The 16,244-nt window shown below is 68.2% G+C and carries 18 protein-coding genes; 4 read left to right on the top strand and 14 right to left on the bottom strand.

Going from position 1 to position 16,244, the window contains the following annotated elements; translation table 11 throughout:
* Window positions 1-36 precede the first annotated feature (36 nt).
* The 9 genes from ABZ923_RS04470 to ABZ923_RS04430 all read right to left on the bottom strand — a co-directional run bounded on the left by ABZ923_RS04470 (window position 37) and on the right by ABZ923_RS04430 (window position 4,136).
* Window positions 37-588 carry a GGDEF domain-containing protein gene (locus tag ABZ923_RS04470; RefSeq protein ID WP_361466659.1) on the bottom strand — a complete coding sequence of 184 codons (552 nt, stop codon included), beginning with the start codon at window positions 586-588 and terminating at the stop codon, window positions 37-39.
* Window positions 589-682: 94 nt separating this feature from the next.
* Complete coding sequence (locus tag ABZ923_RS04465; protein WP_361466656.1) at window positions 683-997, bottom strand: SpdD-like protein; 315 nt, start codon at window positions 995-997, stop codon at window positions 683-685.
* Window positions 998-1,013: 16 nt separating this feature from the next.
* Complete coding sequence (locus ABZ923_RS04460; protein WP_107066016.1) at window positions 1,014-1,172, bottom strand: hypothetical protein; 159 nt, start codon at window positions 1,170-1,172, stop codon at window positions 1,014-1,016.
* Between the two features lie 11 nt (window positions 1,173-1,183).
* Complete coding sequence (locus ABZ923_RS04455; protein ID WP_361466653.1) at window positions 1,184-1,375, bottom strand: mobile element transfer protein; 192 nt, start codon at window positions 1,373-1,375, stop codon at window positions 1,184-1,186.
* A 23-nt stretch (window positions 1,376-1,398) separates the two neighbouring features.
* Entirely contained in the window at window positions 1,399-2,067 is a 669-nt protein-coding gene (locus tag ABZ923_RS04450) for a DUF2637 domain-containing protein (protein ID WP_361466651.1), read from the bottom strand.
* Window positions 2,067-2,225, bottom strand: coding sequence for a hypothetical protein (locus ABZ923_RS04445; RefSeq protein WP_361466648.1), 159 nt, complete (start codon window positions 2,223-2,225; stop codon window positions 2,067-2,069). Before ABZ923_RS04445 ends, ABZ923_RS04450 begins: the two co-directional genes overlap by 1 nt.
* A 4-nt stretch (window positions 2,226-2,229) precedes the next feature.
* Entirely contained in the window at window positions 2,230-2,367 is a 138-nt protein-coding gene (locus ABZ923_RS04440; RefSeq protein ID WP_353755688.1) for a hypothetical protein, read from the bottom strand.
* Between the two features lie 54 nt (window positions 2,368-2,421).
* Complete coding sequence (locus ABZ923_RS04435; RefSeq protein ID WP_361466645.1) at window positions 2,422-3,777, bottom strand: FtsK/SpoIIIE domain-containing protein; 1,356 nt, start codon at window positions 3,775-3,777, stop codon at window positions 2,422-2,424.
* 2 nt (window positions 3,778-3,779) lie between these two features.
* Window positions 3,780-4,136 carry a hypothetical protein gene (locus tag ABZ923_RS04430; RefSeq protein ID WP_030346257.1) on the bottom strand — a complete coding sequence of 119 codons (357 nt, stop codon included), beginning with the start codon at window positions 4,134-4,136 and terminating at the stop codon, window positions 3,780-3,782.
* Between the two features lie 147 nt (window positions 4,137-4,283).
* On the opposite strand from ABZ923_RS04430, the gene ABZ923_RS04425 reads away from it, so the two are divergent.
* The 3 genes from ABZ923_RS04425 to ABZ923_RS04415 all read left to right on the top strand — a co-directional run bounded on the left by ABZ923_RS04425 (window position 4,284) and on the right by ABZ923_RS04415 (window position 6,606).
* Window positions 4,284-4,652 carry a winged helix-turn-helix domain-containing protein gene (locus ABZ923_RS04425; RefSeq protein WP_361466642.1) on the top strand — a complete coding sequence of 123 codons (369 nt, stop codon included), beginning with the start codon at window positions 4,284-4,286 and terminating at the stop codon, window positions 4,650-4,652.
* 234 nt (window positions 4,653-4,886) lie between these two features.
* Complete coding sequence (locus tag ABZ923_RS04420; protein ID WP_361466639.1) at window positions 4,887-6,101, top strand: helix-turn-helix transcriptional regulator; 1,215 nt, start codon at window positions 4,887-4,889, stop codon at window positions 6,099-6,101.
* Between the two features lie 19 nt (window positions 6,102-6,120).
* Entirely contained in the window at window positions 6,121-6,606 is a 486-nt protein-coding gene (locus tag ABZ923_RS04415; protein ID WP_361466637.1) for an NUDIX hydrolase, read from the top strand.
* Window positions 6,607-7,070: 464 nt separating this feature from the next.
* Here ABZ923_RS04415 and ABZ923_RS04410 read toward each other — a convergent pair whose 3' ends face one another.
* Entirely contained in the window at window positions 7,071-10,631 is a 3,561-nt protein-coding gene (locus tag ABZ923_RS04410; RefSeq protein ID WP_361466634.1) for a hypothetical protein, read from the bottom strand.
* Between the two features lie 628 nt (window positions 10,632-11,259).
* Here ABZ923_RS04410 and ABZ923_RS04405 point away from each other — a divergent pair.
* The gene (locus tag ABZ923_RS04405) at window positions 11,260-12,288 is read left to right on the top strand and encodes an MBL fold metallo-hydrolase (RefSeq protein WP_361466631.1); all 1,029 of its coding nucleotides are present in this window, start codon (window positions 11,260-11,262) and stop codon (window positions 12,286-12,288) included.
* Between the two features lie 71 nt (window positions 12,289-12,359).
* Here ABZ923_RS04405 and ABZ923_RS04400 read toward each other — a convergent pair whose 3' ends face one another.
* From ABZ923_RS04400 to ABZ923_RS04385, 4 genes are read right to left on the bottom strand one after another with little or no spacing between them, the layout of a single operon-like run.
* Window positions 12,360-13,757 (bottom strand): FAD-dependent monooxygenase, encoded by a 1,398-nt coding sequence (locus tag ABZ923_RS04400; protein ID WP_361466629.1) that lies wholly within the window; start codon window positions 13,755-13,757, stop codon window positions 12,360-12,362.
* Entirely contained in the window at window positions 13,750-14,958 is a 1,209-nt protein-coding gene (locus ABZ923_RS04395; RefSeq protein ID WP_361466926.1) for an MAB_1171c family putative transporter, read from the bottom strand. Before ABZ923_RS04395 ends, ABZ923_RS04400 begins: the two co-directional genes overlap by 8 nt.
* Entirely contained in the window at window positions 14,958-15,587 is a 630-nt protein-coding gene (locus tag ABZ923_RS04390) for a hypothetical protein (RefSeq protein WP_361466626.1), read from the bottom strand. The genes ABZ923_RS04395 and ABZ923_RS04390 overlap by 1 nt, the downstream gene beginning before the upstream one ends.
* Window positions 15,580-16,173, bottom strand: coding sequence for a helix-turn-helix transcriptional regulator (locus ABZ923_RS04385; RefSeq protein ID WP_030341168.1), 594 nt, complete (start codon window positions 16,171-16,173; stop codon window positions 15,580-15,582). Before ABZ923_RS04385 ends, ABZ923_RS04390 begins: the two co-directional genes overlap by 8 nt.
* Between the last annotated feature and the right edge of the window lie 71 nt (window positions 16,174-16,244).

Genomic DNA, 16,244 nt, shown 5'->3' with positions numbered 1-16,244 from the left:
GCGTGCTTGGCGGCTTGTGCGCCACCCGGTGGCCTTTCAGCGAGTGGCGCGGGAGCCCCTGCGGGTACGGCCCTTGGCCGCGTACATGGCCGCGTCGGCGGCGGCGAGCGCGTCCGTGAGGAGCGGAACCGCCAGCTCTGCGACGGGGCAGACGCCGACCGAAGCGGCCAGCGGGAGCGACGTCCCGGCGTAGGGCAGCGGCCGGTGCAGTGCGACGGTCAGCGCGTCGAGGTCGACGGCGGCAAGGTCCCGGATCACGGCGACGAACTCGTCCCCGCCCAGGCGGCCGGCGGTGCCGTTGCGTCCGCACCAGGCGCGCAGCCGGGCGGCGATCTCCACGAGGGCGGCGTCCCCGGCGGCGTGGCCGTGGGTGTCGTTGAGGGTCTTGAAGTGGTCGAGGTCGACCAGGAGGACGGCGGCGGTCGGGTGCCGGCGGATGCAGTGTTCGGCGCGGGTGGTCCATCCGGCGCGGGTGAGCAGGCCGGTGAGCGGGTCGCGGCGGGCGGATACGAGGCGGCGGGTGAGGATGCCGCCGTGCACGGCCCAGCCGAGTAACGGCACGATGCTCGCGGCCATGTGCAGGTCCATGTCTTTGTCCCTTGGCGATGGCGGTTGGCTTGGCGGAACCCGGTCCCAGGAGCGGCGGCGTGCTTGGCGGCTTGTGCGTCGCCCCTGGGACCGCTCAGCGGCGGTGCTGCGAGGAGATGAGCGAGCGGATCACCACGGCGCAGACGGCGACGGACGCGCCGGTGACGGCGACGGCCAGGAGCATCGAGACCAGGACGGCACCGACGACCAGGACCACGGCCGTGCCGCCGCCGACGAGGGCGAGGACGGCTCCCGGGGTGAGCTGGACGGTGGGCCGGGAGGGGACCTGGGCGGCCCGAGCCGGGACGGGCGCCGGGTGGTGCTGGACCACGGTGGTCGGCTCGATGACGGTGGGCGGGGAGACGAGTCCGGTCGGTGTGGGCATGGTCGGGATCTTCGGGCGGAGCATGGCGGTTCTCCCTTCGCTACTTGGTGAGGGCGGTGTCGATGGCGGGGGCGAGGACGCTGTCGGCGAGGAGGTAGCCGCCGAGGAGGAGGACGGCGACGAGCCACCAGGGCGGGCGGAGGAACTTGACGCCGAGGTAGCCGACGACGGCGAGAGCGAACCAGAGCGGGACCTGCACGGCGGTGTCTCCTAGCGGACGCGGCAGCGGTGGGTACGGGCGGCGAGCTGGGCGGCGGTCTGGCTGAAGTAGTCGGCGGACCAGCCGCAGCGGTCGGCGGTGCACACGGCGGCGTACTTGGTCCGGCCGTTGCGGTCGCGGTGAGTGCCGATCTGCACGGGACCGATCCGCATCACGGAGTGGAAGTTGTCGCGGGCGGGCATGGCGGCAGGGTTCTCCTTCCGGGTCAGGCGAGCTGGGCGGCGATGGCGTCGGCGAGGTGGGGCGGGACGCCGAGGCGGGCGCGCAGGGTGTCGGTGTCGATGGGGGCGCCGGTGCGGTCGCGGTAGTCGGCGGCGACCTTGCGGGCGTGGTCGACCAGGACGGCGGGAACCGCGGGCACCGGGTCGGCGGACGGAGGCGCCGGAGGTTCCTCCACCGGGTCCGGGGCGGCCTCCAGGCCCGGGGCGGGTTCGGGGGCCGGTTCCTGGTCGTTCGCGATGTCGGGTTCCGGGGCCGGGGCGGGTGCCGGCGGTTCGGTCGTCGGTTGCTTGGCGGAGTGGGCGAGAAGGGTGCCGCCGAGGAAGGCCAGGGCGGGCCATCCGGCGATGCCGAGGCGGAGCAGCGCGGGCGGGTCGGTCAGGTCGAGGAACCCGGCGGTGGCGACGTTCGCGCCCAGCGAGGCGAACAGGGCGATGAGGAACCAGCACCAGGCCAAGCGGGACGGGCCCTCGTTGCGGAGCCGTCGCCAGGCGGCGACCAGGAGCAGGTCGACGGAGACGGGGTAGGCCCAGGCCTTCCAGCCGTCCTGTCCGGCAGCGGCGGCCAGGTCGTGCAGGTGGGCGAAGGACAAGGCTCCGGCGATGACGGCCTGGACCAGGACGGCGTCGACGCGCAGACCGTGACGGGCGGCCATCAGGACTCCTCACCGGTCGGCGGCTGCGGGAGCGAGGCGGCCAGGGACGGGCTGACGGCGTCCACGAAGTCGAGGTCGGCGCCGGTGGTGCCGGCGTAGAGGGCGAGCTGGCCCAGGAGCAGGACGGTGCGGGCGAAGTCCTCGCAGTCGGGGCACATGGCGTCAGTCCTCCGGGGTGTCGTCGTCGGCGGTCTCGTACCAGGGGCAGTCGCGTTCGTCGTGGTCGGTACCGGTCTCGGCGCCGTCGAGGTCGCCGCAGTGCTCGCAGAACATCGGGAGGGCCTTTCTGGGATCAGGCATGGAAGGGGTAGGGACCTGGCGCGAAGCGGTCGCGCCGACCGGGGAGCGGGGTGGTCAGGCCGTGGCAGGAGCCGTCTTGGACTGCGGCACTGCGGTTGCAGCGGTAGCGGTCAACTGCGGCCGGAAGGGGGCCAGCTCGGGCAGGTCCGGGGTGCGGTCTGCGTGCCGGTTGCAGGTGTTGACTGCCTGCCGGAGCGAGGTGTGCGGGGCGCGGATGCGGTGCCAGCCCCCAGTGACATCCCCGGAGATGGCAAGGCCGCGCCGTTCTGCGGGGATCTGGATGGCGGCGAGGACGGCGTCCGGGGAGATGTCGCCGAAGGCCATGTTGGCGGAGGTCTCGTCGTTGACGCGGTGGGCGGTGCGGCCGGTGAGCTGGGCGCGGAGCATGGTGATGCCCTTGCCGAGTTCGGAGCCGAAGCGCTGGCCGCAGATTTCGAGGTAGATGCCGGCCGCGCGGCCGAGCTGGGCGAGGCGGACCAGGGCGGTGATGATGTGGTCGCGCCGTTTCTCCTCGTCCTTGGTGGCGAACAGGGCGAGTTCGGCGACCTCGTCGACCAGGACCACGACCGGTACCGGTCGCAGGTGGTCGGGCAGGTCCCAGATGTCGGCGGCTATCTCGGCGTCCGGTACCGCGGCGGTGATGCGCTGTTCGGCCCGGATGAGCTGGTAGATCCCTTCCATGCGGGACACGAGCGCGTCCAGCAGCTCGGCGGCGGTGTCGGGGTTGTCAGCGAGGGCGGAGAACCGGCGGGCCAGCGGGAACAGCTCAACCCCCTGCTTGCAGTCGATGCCGACCAGGGCGACGTCCATCGGGGCCAGCCCGGCAACGAGGTTGCGCTGATAGACGGACTTACCCGACCCGGTGGCGCCGAGGGTGAGGGCGTGCGGGACGGCGCGGTAGTCGCGGTAGTGCACCGAGCCGTCCTCGCGCAGGGCGACCGGCACACGCATCGGCCGGGTGTCGACCTTGGCGGGCATCTGCACCCGCTTGAGAACGTCGTAGCCGGTCATCCGCACTTCCACGACCCCCGAGCGCACCTCACGCGAGGTGACTCCGTACATCGAGAACGAGTGCCGAAGCCGGTCCGAGGCGGCGGCGACGTCGAAGGCGTCCTGGCCGGGGCGCAGTCCCAGCCGCAGGACCAGGCCGGTCCGGGTCGGGCGGAAGCGCAGGATGCGCGGTGGACGGGATTCCGGCACGGGCCGGTTGGTGACCCGGGCCAGAGCCAGACGCCAGCGCGAGGGCGGGACCGTCAGCCCGCAGGCGTCCATGACGGAGGCGTAGCGGACCAGGACCCGCAGGCTCGCCAGGGTGACGCCGAAGGTCATCCAGTACCAGGCGGGGCGCCGCCACCGCAGGAGACCCGCAGCGGCGACGACCAGCACCACAGCGACCGTTAACGCGGTCATGATCAGGCCGCCTTGGAGTTCGCGGCAGCGGCGACAAGGGACGTGACCGCGACGGCGCGGAAGGCGATGCCGTGCCGCTTCTGACCGTTGAAGTCGTTCTCCCACGGCCGGGCGATCAGGCCCGTGAGCGCGACCGGGGTACCCATGGTCAGCTCACCGGAGATGCCCGGCTCGGGGACGGTGATGGACAGGATCTCCACCTCGTCGTTGGCCGCGAACATCACGTCCACGGTCATCAGCTTCGCGCCGGTCTCGACGTCGGTGGCGATCTCGCCGGTACGGCGGTCCTTGACCTTGGGCTGCGGGGTCTTGGCGACCATCACGGTCGCCGCGGAGGTGTCGACGGGGATCTGACGCATGAGTGCGCTCCTAGAGATCGGAACTTGACGTACTTAGTACGTCGACCTGTCACGAGAGTCCACCTGACACACTTAGTACGTCAAGTGCTTCTCGACGGGTGTCGGTTGGATGTGCTGCACTTAGTGCGACAAGCACTGAGAGGGGCTATGGCCGAGTTCACCGGGCGGGCGAAGTACCTGGAGATCGCCGACGACTTCAAGAGGCGCATCCGGCAGGGAGAGCTGGAACCCGGCACCAAACTGCCGTCCGAGACCGAGCTGATGAACGACCACGACGTCTCGCGGACCGTGGCCCGCCAGGCGATCTCCCGGCTACGTGAAGACGGCTACGCGATCTCCCACCAGGGCAAGGGCAGTTTCGTCACCCTCCCCGAGGAGCCCCGTCAGACGAAGCACAGCCCGGAGTTCGAGGAGATCGCCGGTTATCTGTCCGACGTACGACGCGAGGTGCGTCGGCTCGCGGAGCGGATGGATCAGCTTGAGCAACTGGTGCGAAGGCAGCCGCAAGACGGCTGACCAGCTCGTCAGCACGGTGTGCGATGACGTTCACCTCCTCGGCCAGCTCCTTCACTTCTCGGGTCAGCTCCACCACTTCGGCCGGCGTCAGCGGCATCGTGGCTCCTTCGTCGCGTGTTCGGCCTGGCCACCTCTCGGGGTAGCTACGACGCTAGAGGCGAGGCGGCGCACTACCCCGGAAAATTCCTCCGGGGTCCCATAGGGAGATGGGAAGACGCTCTAGCCATGCGAGGAATGACGACGAACCTGACGATCGGTGAACGAGTCGCTTGGTACCGCCGAAGGCGGGGGATCTCCCAAGAGGTCCTGGCCGGACTCGTGGGCCGCACGGTCGACTGGCTGAGCAAGGCGGAGAACAACCGCATCGAGCTGGACCGGCTCTCGGTCATCAAGTCGCTCGCCGACGCCCTGGACGTGACGCTCGGCGACCTCCTGGCCGAACCCACCCTCCTGGAATGGACGCCCGACAGCGGCACCCGCACGGTGCCGGCACTCCGCTCGGCCCTCATGAACTACCGCCAGCTGACACCCCTGCTGGGCGTCGCCACCGAAGGCGAGCCGACATCGCTCGACGAGCTGAGCCGCAACGTCGCAGAGGTGTGGGACGCCTACCAGGAATCGCGCTACGGCTTCGCGACCCGGCGCCTGCCCTTGCTCCTGGCCGACGCACTCATCGCCGCCCAGTCCTACCAGGGCCGGGAGCGAGAGCGGGCACACGAGCTGATGGCCATGACGTACCAAGGCGCGGCCATGGTGCTCACCAAGCTCGGCGAGACCGACCTGGCATGGATCGCGGCCGACCGCGGCCTGGCAGCAGCACAGCAGTCCGGCAACCCGGTCGTCACCGGTTCCCTCTTCCGGTCCGTCGCACACTGCCTGCTGTCCAACGGCCGGTTCGACGCAGCCGTACAACTGGTCGGGGACGCGGGCGAATACCTCCGGCCGGGTCTCCAGGAGGCAACGCCCGAGTTCCTGTCCATCTACGGGACCCTGTTCCTGGCCGGGTCCATGGCCTCAGCCCGTGCCGACGACCGGGCCACGACGCGGACCTTCCTGGACGAGGCGAAACGGGCAGCCGACCGACTCGGCACCGACGCCAACCACGTCTGGACCGCCTTCGGGCCGACGAACGTCGCCATTCACCGAGTGGCCACGGCGGCCGAGCTGGGCGACATGCAGGTAGCGGTCGACCTGGGCCCGCAGATCGACACGACCGGACTGCCGACGGAACGCCGTACACGGCACAACCTCGAGGTAGCCCGGGCCCTCAGCGCCCACAACCGGATGGACGACGCGCTCGCCAAAGTCCTCGAAGCAGAGAGCTGGGCACCAGAGCAGGTGCGGAGCCACTACCTGGCGCGGGAACTGGTGCTCACCTGGGTGCGAGGGCAGCGCGGCCGGCCGAGCCGGAACCTGGCGGACCTGGCCGACAGGCTGCGCGTGGTCTGACCTGGGTACCCTCGGCTGCATGGCGCCGAATGCACACGAAGCGAAGATGGCGCACCCGCGCATGGCAGCGGGTGCGCTCTTCTTTGATGCCGCCGGGCGGGTCCTCATGGTGGAGCCCTCCTACAAGGACTACTGGGAGATCCCCGGCGGGTACGTCGAGACCGGCGAGTCCCCGCTGCACGCCGCCATCCGCGAGGTCCAGGAGGAGCTGGGGATCACCCCGCCCATCGGACGCCTACTCGCGGTCGACTGGGCCCCCAACGACGCCGAGGGCGACAAGGTGCTGTACCTGTTCGACGGCGGTCAGCTCAGTCAGGACCGGTTGGCGAGCATCAAGCTCCAGCCGGACGAGCTAAAGAGCTTTGCCTTTGTCTCTGCGGACCAGCTGGCCGAGCGGACGATCCCACGCCTGGCCCGACGCATCAGGGCGGCTGTCGAGGCGAGGGGAAGCTCTGCTCCGGTCTACTTGGAGCACGGCGAGGAGCCTAAGAGCCGGGCTGCATGATCGATTCCTCGATGCCAGGTCACTAGCGCGGTAAGACTTTCTCTACATCATCAAGGGCTCGCTTCGCTCGCCGTTGCCCCGGCCTCCTGAACTGCAAGCAGTCCGATCACAGATCGGAGGTGCCGCGCACAGCGCGGCGGCGCCGGCCGGTCGCCGTCGCGCCGCCCCTCCTTGCCTTCGTCACCGGGGCCGCGCGCCGTCGCCCGTCCGCGCCCACAAGGGGCGAAGACCAGGCCGGGGTATGGGTGAGACGGCCCAGCGGAGGTCAGAACACGTCGTGGCTGGGGCGGTCGGCTCCACGGCTTTAGGCAGCCACTTTGGCGCGAGCCTCGAAGATCATGGCCCCAACGTCGTGCTTTACCGGGCAGGTCCACAGACTGCCCGACGCGCCGGAAGCTTACGGGGCCATGATCACTCGCGCCAAAGCAGCTCCCGCCCAAAGCCGCTCCGCCGACCTACGTACTTCACTTACGGCGCCGATTTCGTTTCTTCGGTGTACGAGCTCGCCCGCGACTCATTTTGACGTGTGGGGGCACCACTCTAGATCCACCCCATCGGACGAGCGAAGTACAGAGAAAGCCCCGCTGTGCCGCATCCCTGAAGTCCTGGATCGGACGATCAGTATCCTCTTCTCCTCGGAGATGCAGATCGAATCCAAATCCATAGAGTACTCGCACTCTGCCGCACTCGTTTGCCCTGGTAACCCAATGTTGCGACGGCCTCGCCTGGGCTACAGCCCAAAGACCTCCATACCCGTCCACCAGAAGGACTTCATCAGAGTTCACTTCCAAGCGCCAGCCCGGGGAAGCGAGGAACATCGGACCCTCATTACGAGCGTCATGGAAACCAGCCGCACAGATACCGAAGACCTGCATCTCCATTGTCTCACCCGTGACCCTATGGGTGGACCCCAGCATGTAACGCGGTTCAATGATCGCAAGGGGAACGTCATCCACCGCGCCGAGCCAACTGAACCGGCCTCGCCTTTCCCCTAGAACCGCGAGCATGCTGTCAAACTCATCAGCAGTGATAAGCCAACATCGTGCTTCAGTATCGCTGGCGGCCCGCATGAGTTCTTCGTGATCGAATGTGTACTTCGATCCTTCCGCTGGCTCAGCGCCCGGGTTGTGGCGCACCCGAGCCACCGATGCGCTAGCGGCAAGTACCCACGCGACATCCGATGCTTCGCCAGAATCAAGCGCATCCAAATCAGAATCTTGCAACTTGAGCTCGAAGGCCTCAATCCCCGATCCGCTGTATGCGGCCAGGGATTCAAGCAGCACAAAGCGTAGTCTTTCGCTTTCCCTGTCTGTTCCGTTGAGTATGTGTGCTAGATCGGCGACTGAAACTATTTTTTCGAGTAGACGTAGCGCCTCTTTCGTGCCAAATATGCCCCAATGCAAGGCGCAAGAAAGCCCTGCATTGTGTAGCAAATGAAGCGCCGAGTGATGATAGAGTGAATGTTTCCCGAATAGGGGTGCTAGCTTCCCAAACTCTTCTGCTGCTTCCTCCCATCGGAGATCATGCACCAGAGCTTCGACCAGAAGTCTGCGTAGTTCGACGATTGGTGGTGTAACCACTCCCTTCCAGCGCTCCAGCACATCCTTGGCTAGCGAAGTTGCTTCAGCGCCTCGATTCTCTCCTATGAGTTTGGCAACTTCGAAGGTCGCAGTGATACTGCGAGAGGCCGGCGTCTCGGGTAGTTGACGTACCAGCTCCTCGAATTCCTCTGCCAACTCGGAGATTTGTGGCGAGGATCGCCCATTCGTTTCAGCCTGTTTGAGGGTGAAGGCGCACTCGGCAGCCAGGAAAGCTGCACTTCCGTCATTCTCTCGTGCAAGCTGTTTGACGTAGTCGAGCACCGGTCCTAGATGTCGGCTTGGGGAGTCGTCCGGGGCGTGGTCGAGGTCTGGGCTGTTTAAAAGGAGTGCCGCTAGGGAGATCCGTGTTTGTATGGCAAGCACCTCGTTTGCATCTTCCATGCCCTCAAGCCAATCCAACTCCGTCCTCAGAAGCCTGAGGGCGAGCTGGTTATTCCCGCGTGAGTGATGAAAAGATGCCAGGTTACCCAGGAGATGAGCGGTGAAATTACTCCTTACATTTAGCAATGCCGCATGATGAGCAAGCTCACTCGCATGGAGAGATATTTCGTGTGCTCGCAGCCCGACTCCGAGGTCCAATGCCTCACGCAGCCATCTTTCCGTATGAAATGCAGCTTGAGACAATAGATCTGGAATGGGGGAGTTGAGACTGAAGATGCTGCGCAGTATCTCTTGGACGACGGAGTTCAGAGTGATCGTGTCGTCAGCTTTTGCGTCTGAGCCGCAGTCTAGCCTGTCCAGTGGCGCGTCGTACCTCGCAAAAGACACGCGAGTCAAAAGACGGATCACTTCCCGTACGGGGATATCTGAGCCGCTTTCATCGATTGTTATACCACCGCTCGCCGTCTTTATTTGGTTTGGATCAACGAGGGCTGAAACAGTGGCCAAATGGATTGGAATGCGCTGGGAGTTGAAAAAGCAACAGGCACCGACTATCTGAAGGAGAGCGTGCTGTACTTCTGGTCCCTCACGTTCGGCAAGATCCGAGGCATGGCGCATACTGAGGTGAATGGCCGCAATGAGCGTCCGGGGGTAACCGCGAGGGACTGAAAAGGAATCACCGAGTGCCCGCTTCTTAAGGGAGTCGAGGTACTCACCGATGCTTGCTATCGGCATCTCGCAGCTGTCAATATATCCGCAGGCAAGCTCCAGCGCCAATGGCCAGCACTCAAGGGCGAGAGCCAAGGAGCAGATCTGCTGATCAAACTCTTCGACTTCAGTAGCGGACATGCGTAGACGATTACTTATGAGACAGGTCGCCTCAGGCAAGTCCATGGATCCAACGGCGAGCTTGGCATTGCAGCGATTCCAGGCCGCACTGTCGATAGACGTAATAAGAACATCGCCGCTACCAAGATCCGGCAGCCAACTATCCACCTCCCGTGCCCGTGCGTCGTCGAACACCATGAGCCATCGCCCGGGCAGCGTAGCAAGGAAGGAATGAACCCGCTCTCTAAGTAGAGGGACGTCATCACCACCTGCCCCTTCCCCAGAGTTTTGTGATAGATGTGTATCGACTTTCCGAAACGACATTGCCAGGGATTCTTCGGAGCCCGCCTCGATCCACAGAATCAAGTCATATTTGAACGCGTTTTTCGCCAGATATGCAGACGCCAAACTTGACTTCCCGATTCCTGACAGGCCGGTTAATGCGCAGGTTCGAACGGTTCGACAGGGAACCACGTCAGGAAATGCCGCCTCAATCTCTTGCAGGAGAGAAGAACGACTTACGTCCGGGACCGGAGCGACTGGGCCGAAGACGGTGCCCCAATCTTGCTTGCCCAGCGCGCGAAGCAGCGTCTCATCTTCGACCAGGCATTCACGTCTGAAGTCGGAGATCATCCAGCTACTGGCGCTTGATGCTGCCCTTGCATGCACTTCACTCAAGAGATAGCCAACAAGGAGCCCTGCGGACCGTTCCCCTATTGCCACATCTTGACGGTTTCTGTAGGCCCGCACATAAGCATGCAAGTCTGCTCTGACTTCGGCGTCCGTGCGCGCGTCAAATATCACCTGTGCCCGAGTTAGCCGGTCAAGCTCCTCTGTCGTCATCTCATCGAGAAGTGAAAGGCTTTGTTTCGACCTTCCCAAAATATCTTTGAGTTTACTCTTGAGATCGGAAGTCGACTCGCTATTTCTGAGCGCTTCAGTTAATGCAGAGCATTGCCGATCCGGGATCATGTTGGTGATTAGCTCATATCGTTGCGATACGCCAGAACGGACGAGGCGAGCAAGAACAGAGAAGGAGTTGTGAGCGCTAACCGTGCGACCAGGACCACCGCTCTTGACTTGAGCTGCCACCAGGCATTCCCCGGCGCTGTTCAGAATGTCGAAGTCGACAACTTCTCTATCTTCCAGCGAGGTTGAGTTCGGCTCGGGTCCTTCTATCCGGCAGGTATGAGCGCTGTCGCGTGCTGACAACATAGCTTCCAGTGTTCGCATATATTGGAACTGGAAGCCTCGAGCTGCAATTCTTCCGCCATCCACCTGCATGCCCCCCGGCTCGGCTTTGGGTATGCCGATCCAAAAGGTTACACAAACCTCGCTCCCTCCTGCACCCCATCGGGTGGGGCCAGCACCGCTCCGTGGGTCCGCTGCGAAGCCTCCTCGTCTCGCGCTACCCGCGCAGCACCGGAGCGCTTGCACTGGCCAACGCCCGGCACCTGCCACCAGGTGGACCGACTCGTTTTCATCGTTTGGCCGCCTCTGTGGCGTTCAAGGGCTCTCGAAACTGGAGTAGCGGCGACCGACAGCTTCTCCGAGCGCGAGGACGGTGGCTGGTGGATACGCCGCACCGGGTAGCTACTTGTGGTTCGCCGGCGACTGAAGACATGCCACCGAAGCCGCCGCCGTCCGCCGACCAGACGACACTCAACGCTGGGCCGTCTCTGGGCCGTCCGACAGTGACCAACGTCGACAGGCGACGACAGTTAGCGCGCACGTCAGCGCAGGTCAGGTCAACGCCCAACAGTATCCGTCGACTTGGGCACCCACTGAAACCAGTTCTAGTTATAGTGGGCCATGGCCGTGGCGGCGGAGGGGCGGAGGGCTGATGGTGGTGACGTTCGATCACGGTGGGGGTGTGCGGGCCGTTCAGGTGTCCATTCCGGACAACCCCCTCGGGTACACGCTGGTGTACGTGGTGGACACCGACCGGGGGCCCGTGCTGATCGACACCGGGTGGGACGACCCCGGGTCCTGGGACACGCTGGCGGCGGGGCTGGTGGCCTGCGGTACGGCGGTCGGGGAGGTGTACGGGGTGGTGATCACCCATCATCACCCGGACCATCACGGGCTGTCGGCCCGGGTCCGGGAGGCCTCCGGCGCCTGGGTGGCGCTGCACGTGGCGGACGCGGCGATCGTGCGGCGGACCCGGGAGACCCGGCCGGAGCGGTGGTTCTCGTACATGGCGGCCAAGCTGGCGGCGGCCGGGGCGCCCGAGGAGCACGTGGCGCCGCTGCGGACGCCCCGCGCGCGGACCCTGCCCGGCCTCTCCCCGGCGCTGCCCGACCGGGAGATCGTCCCCGGCGAACTCCTCGACCTGCCCGGCCGCCGGCTGCGCGCGATCTGGACGCCGGGGCACACGCCGGGCCATGTCTGCCTGCACCTGGAGGAGGAGCATCCGGCCCGGCTCCCGGGCCGAGGGCGCCTGTTCAGCGGCGATCACCTGCTGCCCGGGATCACCCCGCACATCGGCCTGTACGAGGACCCCGACGACGCGACGGTCACCGACCCCCTGGGCGACTACCTGGACTCCCTGGAGCGGGTCGGCCGGCTCACCCCGGCCGAGGTGCTCCCGGCCCACCAGCACTCCTTCACCGACGCCCCGGGCCGCGTCCGCGCCCTGCTCGACCACCACGAGAGCCGTCTGGCCGGCCTCCTCGCCCTCCTCGCCGAGCCCCTCACCCCCTGGCAGCTCGCCGAGCGCATGGAGTGGAACCGCCCCTGGGCCGACATCCCCTACGGTTCCCGCACCATCGCCGTCTCCGAGGCGGAGTCCCACCTGCGCCGCCTGGTGAAACTGGGCCGCGCGGAACCGGTACCGGGCAGCGACCCGGTGACGTACGCGGCGGCCGCGTAGTCGGCCCACATCGACCGGCCGACCCCGCTTCCCTCAATGGGCCCCGCCGGCCCCCCCTCACCTCAACCGGCTCACGTCAGCCCCGCCGACTCCCGCTCGGTCTCCGTCAGCGGGGGGCCCGGCAGGGGGCCCTTGCGGGGGCCGAAGCAGATGTTCCACAGCATGTCCGGGGCGAACAGGCGGGCCGCCGGGGTGCGCAGGCTCATCACGTCCAGCAGGCCCCGCAGGGCGCGCGGGTTCTCGGAGCCGGCGGCCACGGCCTTGTCGACGTAGGCGGTGAGGAGGCGTTCGACGGCGGTCGGCGGCTGGGGCGCGGCCCCGGGGTAGTAGGCGTCCTGCCCGACCGCGAGGTTCCACGCGTTGCCGACCGGCCGGGCCACCGCGCGCTGGACGCGGCGGGCGGTGCCGGGGGCGGTGGGGCCGTACCGGTCGAGGGTCCGGCCGAGGGCCAAGGCGCTCTGCGCGGCGACGGACAGGCCGTGGCCGTACACCGGGTTGTAGCCGGCGACGGCGTCGCCGAGGACCGCGAAGCCCTCCGGCCAGGCCGCGGCCTTCTCGTAGAAGCGGCGGCGGTTGGCCGTACTGCGGGTGATCACCGGGTCGGTCAGCGGCTTGGCCTGGGCGAGGAGCCGGCCGATCACCGGGTCCTTCAGGCCGGTGAGCGCGAAGTCCTCGAACGCGTCGGGGTCGGCGGAGGGTTCGCCGCCCCGGGTGCCGGAGAGCGTGACCAGCCAGCGGTCGCCCTCGACCGGTACGACGACCCCGCCCCGGCCGGGCGCGTCGCGCGGGTCGGCCTGCACGTTCACCACCGGGTAGCGCAGGGTCGCCGTGGCGCCGGGGGCGGCGTAGACCCGGCTGGCGTAGGTGACGCCCGCGTCGACCACCCGCTCCTCGACCGGGGCGTGCCCCAGCGCCTGGAGCCAGTTGTCCGCGTGGGAGCCGCGGCCGCCGGCGTCGATCACCAGGTCGGCGTGGAGCGTCTCACCGGAGGCCAGGAGGACGCCGGTCACCCGGTGCCGGTCGCCGGCCAGGCCCGTCACCCGGGTCCCGTCGCGCAGAGTGATCCGGCGCATGGCGAGGACGTCGGCGCGGATCACCGCGTCCAGCAGGTCCCGGCTGCACACGATCATGTGGTGCCGGGAGTCGGTGAACCGCCGGAACCACTGCCCGGACGGCGCCTTGCTGACCAGGTCGCGCATCACGCCGATGAGTCCGGCGCCCTGCGCGGTCAGCTCCCCGGTGATGCCCGGCAGCAGCTGCTCCAGCGCGGCCACGCCGCCGGACCAGAGCAGGTGCGCGTGCCGCGCCTGGGGCAGGCCCTTGCGCGGCTCGGGGCCCGCCGGCAGCCGGTCGGCCTCCACGATCGTCACCTCGTGGAAGCGGCTGGCGAGCACGGACGCGGCGAGCATGCCGGCCGTGCTGCCGCCGACGACGAGCGCGGTACGGCGGGCGGTGGGTATGTCAGGCATGTGAGGTGAGACCTTCCGTGGCGACCGCCTGCCGGCGGAACCTTTCTACGGCCGCCGCGTGGAAGCGCAACGCGTGGGCGACGGACTCCAGTTCGCTGTCCCGGAAGGAGGCGCAGCGTGGGTGCTCCTCGGGCGGCGGACGGTCGTGGTCCGCGGGCGCGTGCAGCGCGTCGGCCGCGACGAGGATGTCCACCGCGGCCCCGATGCCCCGGGCGACGGACTCCGGGTAGCCCACCGCCCCCGCCGCCTGCCGCGTCCGTTCCCGCCGGTGCGGGCTCAGGTGCGGGGCCAGCTTGAGCAGCCCGTCGTTGATGGCGGCCCGGCGCAGTTCCAGGCGGAGGGCGGCCCCGCTGACCCGGCCGGTCGCGGGCGCCGCGGGCGCGGTGACGGTCAGCATGGTCTGCCACAGCGGTTTCAGGCGCCGGTGGGTGCGCACCAGCCGCCGGTGCTCGGCCGCCCACGGTCCGGCCTGCCCGGCGATGAAGCCGACGGCCACCAGGCCGGCCTCGGCGATGGCGAACGGCGGGGCGACGTACGTGGACAGCCAGTCCCAGTCCCGGCCGCTCCACCGGGCGCCGATCGCGGCGAGCTTGGCCAGGTCGAAGATGAGTCCGAGGGCGTAGGCCTCCTGGAGGTAGATCACCGCCCGGCGCAGCCAGGTGTCCTCGATCTCCCGGAACCAGGCCCACAGCATGCCCGCCGCGACCAGCGCGGACACCAGGTGGGCGACGAGGTAGAGCAGGACGAACTCGCGCATCCAGGGCGTGCCGGCGTAGTAGGTGTCGAGGTCGCGGGTGCGTTCCACGTGGTGGTCGCCGAGCAGGAACGTCGTCCACAGGCCGACGATGATGACGGTGTACGCCATCCAGACCAGCCGGGTGCGCCGGCGGCGCACGGCGGACGGCGGCTCCCGCCAGGTGATGATGAGCCACAGGCAGGCGCCGCAGTACGCGGTCAGCAGCGAGTACACCCACAGGCCGGCGAAGTTGGGGATGCCGGAGAGCTCGTTGATCCGGTGCAGGTTGGCCGGCGGCAGCGAGGCGAAGACGATCGCGCCGATGCCGAGCAGCAGCGCGGTGGCCCGCAGGATCGGGTCCTGCCAGGCGCGCCGCAGCAGCGGCAGCTTGATCACGAAGGCCACGGCGAGCAGGGCGGCCGGGACGGCGTAGGCGGCGAAGGAGCCGGCGATGTCCCAGCGCATCACGGCCCGCCGATGTTGCCCAGGGAGGACGACAGCCGGTCGGTGAGGGTGTCCTGGGTCATCCGGCCGGCCGCGCCCGGCCCGACGACCTTGGAGAACTTCGCGGCGAGGCGCAGCCCGCACTCCTCGGCCTCCCACTCGGCCTCGGCCGCCGCCGCGGCGGGCGACCGGGTGGCCATGGCCGCCACCCGGTCCCAGGGGACGTCGTCCTCGGCGCGGGACAGCAGCCGCCGGGCGGCGGCGGGCAGTCCGGCCGGGTAGTGCACGTCCAGCGTGCCGTAGTGGATGTGGCCGATCTCGTGCCCGGCGATGACGAACTTGTGCGGGTCCGGGGCGCGTTCCTCGACCACGACGATGTAGTCCTCGTCGCGTGCGAGGGTGATGCCGGAGACGTCGAGGCCCGGCGGGAAGGCGACGAACTTGAGCCGGACCGGGCGGTCCAGCTGGGGGCTGAGCGTGGCGCACAGCGCGTGCAGGAAGGCCTCCGGACCGGTCGGCGGGGTGAGGCCGCGGACGGTGTCGCGGACGAGCCGGTCGAGGAAGCGCCGCGGGGACCTCGGGTACCTGGCGGGGGCAGCCGACCGAGGACGCCTGGCCGGCCTCGGGGCCCCGGCGGTCGGTTCAGGCACGCCCGGTGCCCTCCGCACGCTCGGAGGCGATGATCATCTCGGCCAGGTCGGCGAGGGTGGCGAGCTGCCGGGCGTTCATCTGCGGGGCCCGGGCGGCCAGTCGTACCAGTCCGCTCTCGCGCAGCCGCAGCAGCGGGTCCGCCTCGGCCTCCAGGGCCTGCAGCACCGGTTGCAGCGCCTCGTGCAGCGCCTCCGGCTCGTCGGCCGTGAAGAAGCCCGCGGGCAGGCCGAAGAAGCGGCGCAGCCGGTCGGCGTGTTCCAGGCTCGGCATCCCGCTCTTGCGCCACTCGCTCAGCCACTGCCGGCTGGTTCCGGCTATCCGGGCCAGCTCGTCCAGCGAGTACCGCTTGCCGTCCGGGCGGCGCCGGCTCTCGCGGATGAAGTCCAGCCGTTGGCGCACGCGTTGGGCCAGGCAGGCCTCGGGGGCCCGGCCGCCGGAGAGCAGTTCGACGACGACGCCCACGGGGATGCCGGTGCGGTAGGAGAGGCCGGCCACGTCGAGGGCCTCCGGCAGCCGTCCGGGGCGGCCGGTCAACTCGCCGAGCCGGTCCAGGACATCGGCCAGCGAGGCGTAGGCGTCACTCACCGAGGTCCCCCCTGGGCGTGTCATCCGTTCGGTGGCTGGGCTGACGCGAGGCTACCCGTTCGCCCGTTCGG

The organism is Streptomyces sp. NPDC046881, assembly GCF_040645015.1.
Classification (GTDB): domain Bacteria; phylum Actinomycetota; class Actinomycetes; order Streptomycetales; family Streptomycetaceae; genus Streptomyces.
Note: the sequence above shows the minus strand (reverse complement) of the source record. Positions and strands in the feature narration are given on the sequence as shown.

Excerpts from the sequence above, each read along its gene's own strand:
- ABZ923_RS04450 (WP_361466651.1), bottom strand. The coding sequence starts at position 2,067 with ATGGCCGCCCGTCACGGTCTGCGCGTCGACGCCGTCCTGGTCCAGGCC.
- ABZ923_RS04435 (WP_361466645.1), bottom strand. The coding sequence starts at position 3,777 with ATGACCGCGTTAACGGTCGCTGTGGTGCTGGTCGTCGCCGCTGCGGGT.
- ABZ923_RS04410 (WP_361466634.1), bottom strand. The coding sequence starts at position 10,631 with ATGTTGTCAGCACGCGACAGCGCTCATACCTGCCGGATAGAAGGACCC.
- ABZ923_RS04400 (WP_361466629.1), bottom strand. The coding sequence starts at position 13,757 with ATGCCTGACATACCCACCGCCCGCCGTACCGCGCTCGTCGTCGGCGGC.
- ABZ923_RS04445 (WP_361466648.1), bottom strand. The coding sequence starts at position 2,225 with ATGTGCCCCGACTGCGAGGACTTCGCCCGCACCGTCCTGCTCCTGGGC.
- ABZ923_RS04425 (WP_361466642.1), top strand. The coding sequence starts at position 4,284 with ATGGCCGAGTTCACCGGGCGGGCGAAGTACCTGGAGATCGCCGACGAC.
- ABZ923_RS04440 (WP_353755688.1), bottom strand. The coding sequence starts at position 2,367 with ATGCCTGATCCCAGAAAGGCCCTCCCGATGTTCTGCGAGCACTGCGGC.
- ABZ923_RS04465 (WP_361466656.1), bottom strand. The coding sequence starts at position 997 with ATGCTCCGCCCGAAGATCCCGACCATGCCCACACCGACCGGACTCGTC.
- ABZ923_RS04415 (WP_361466637.1), top strand. The coding sequence starts at position 6,121 with ATGGCGCCGAATGCACACGAAGCGAAGATGGCGCACCCGCGCATGGCA.
- ABZ923_RS04430 (WP_030346257.1), bottom strand. The coding sequence starts at position 4,136 with ATGCGTCAGATCCCCGTCGACACCTCCGCGGCGACCGTGATGGTCGCC.
- ABZ923_RS04420 (WP_361466639.1), top strand. The coding sequence starts at position 4,887 with ATGACGACGAACCTGACGATCGGTGAACGAGTCGCTTGGTACCGCCGA.
- ABZ923_RS04395 (WP_361466926.1), bottom strand. The coding sequence starts at position 14,958 with ATGCGCTGGGACATCGCCGGCTCCTTCGCCGCCTACGCCGTCCCGGCC.
- ABZ923_RS04470 (WP_361466659.1), bottom strand. The coding sequence starts at position 588 with ATGGACCTGCACATGGCCGCGAGCATCGTGCCGTTACTCGGCTGGGCC.
- ABZ923_RS04405 (WP_361466631.1), top strand. The coding sequence starts at position 11,260 with ATGGTGGTGACGTTCGATCACGGTGGGGGTGTGCGGGCCGTTCAGGTG.
- ABZ923_RS04455 (WP_361466653.1), bottom strand. The coding sequence starts at position 1,375 with ATGCCCGCCCGCGACAACTTCCACTCCGTGATGCGGATCGGTCCCGTG.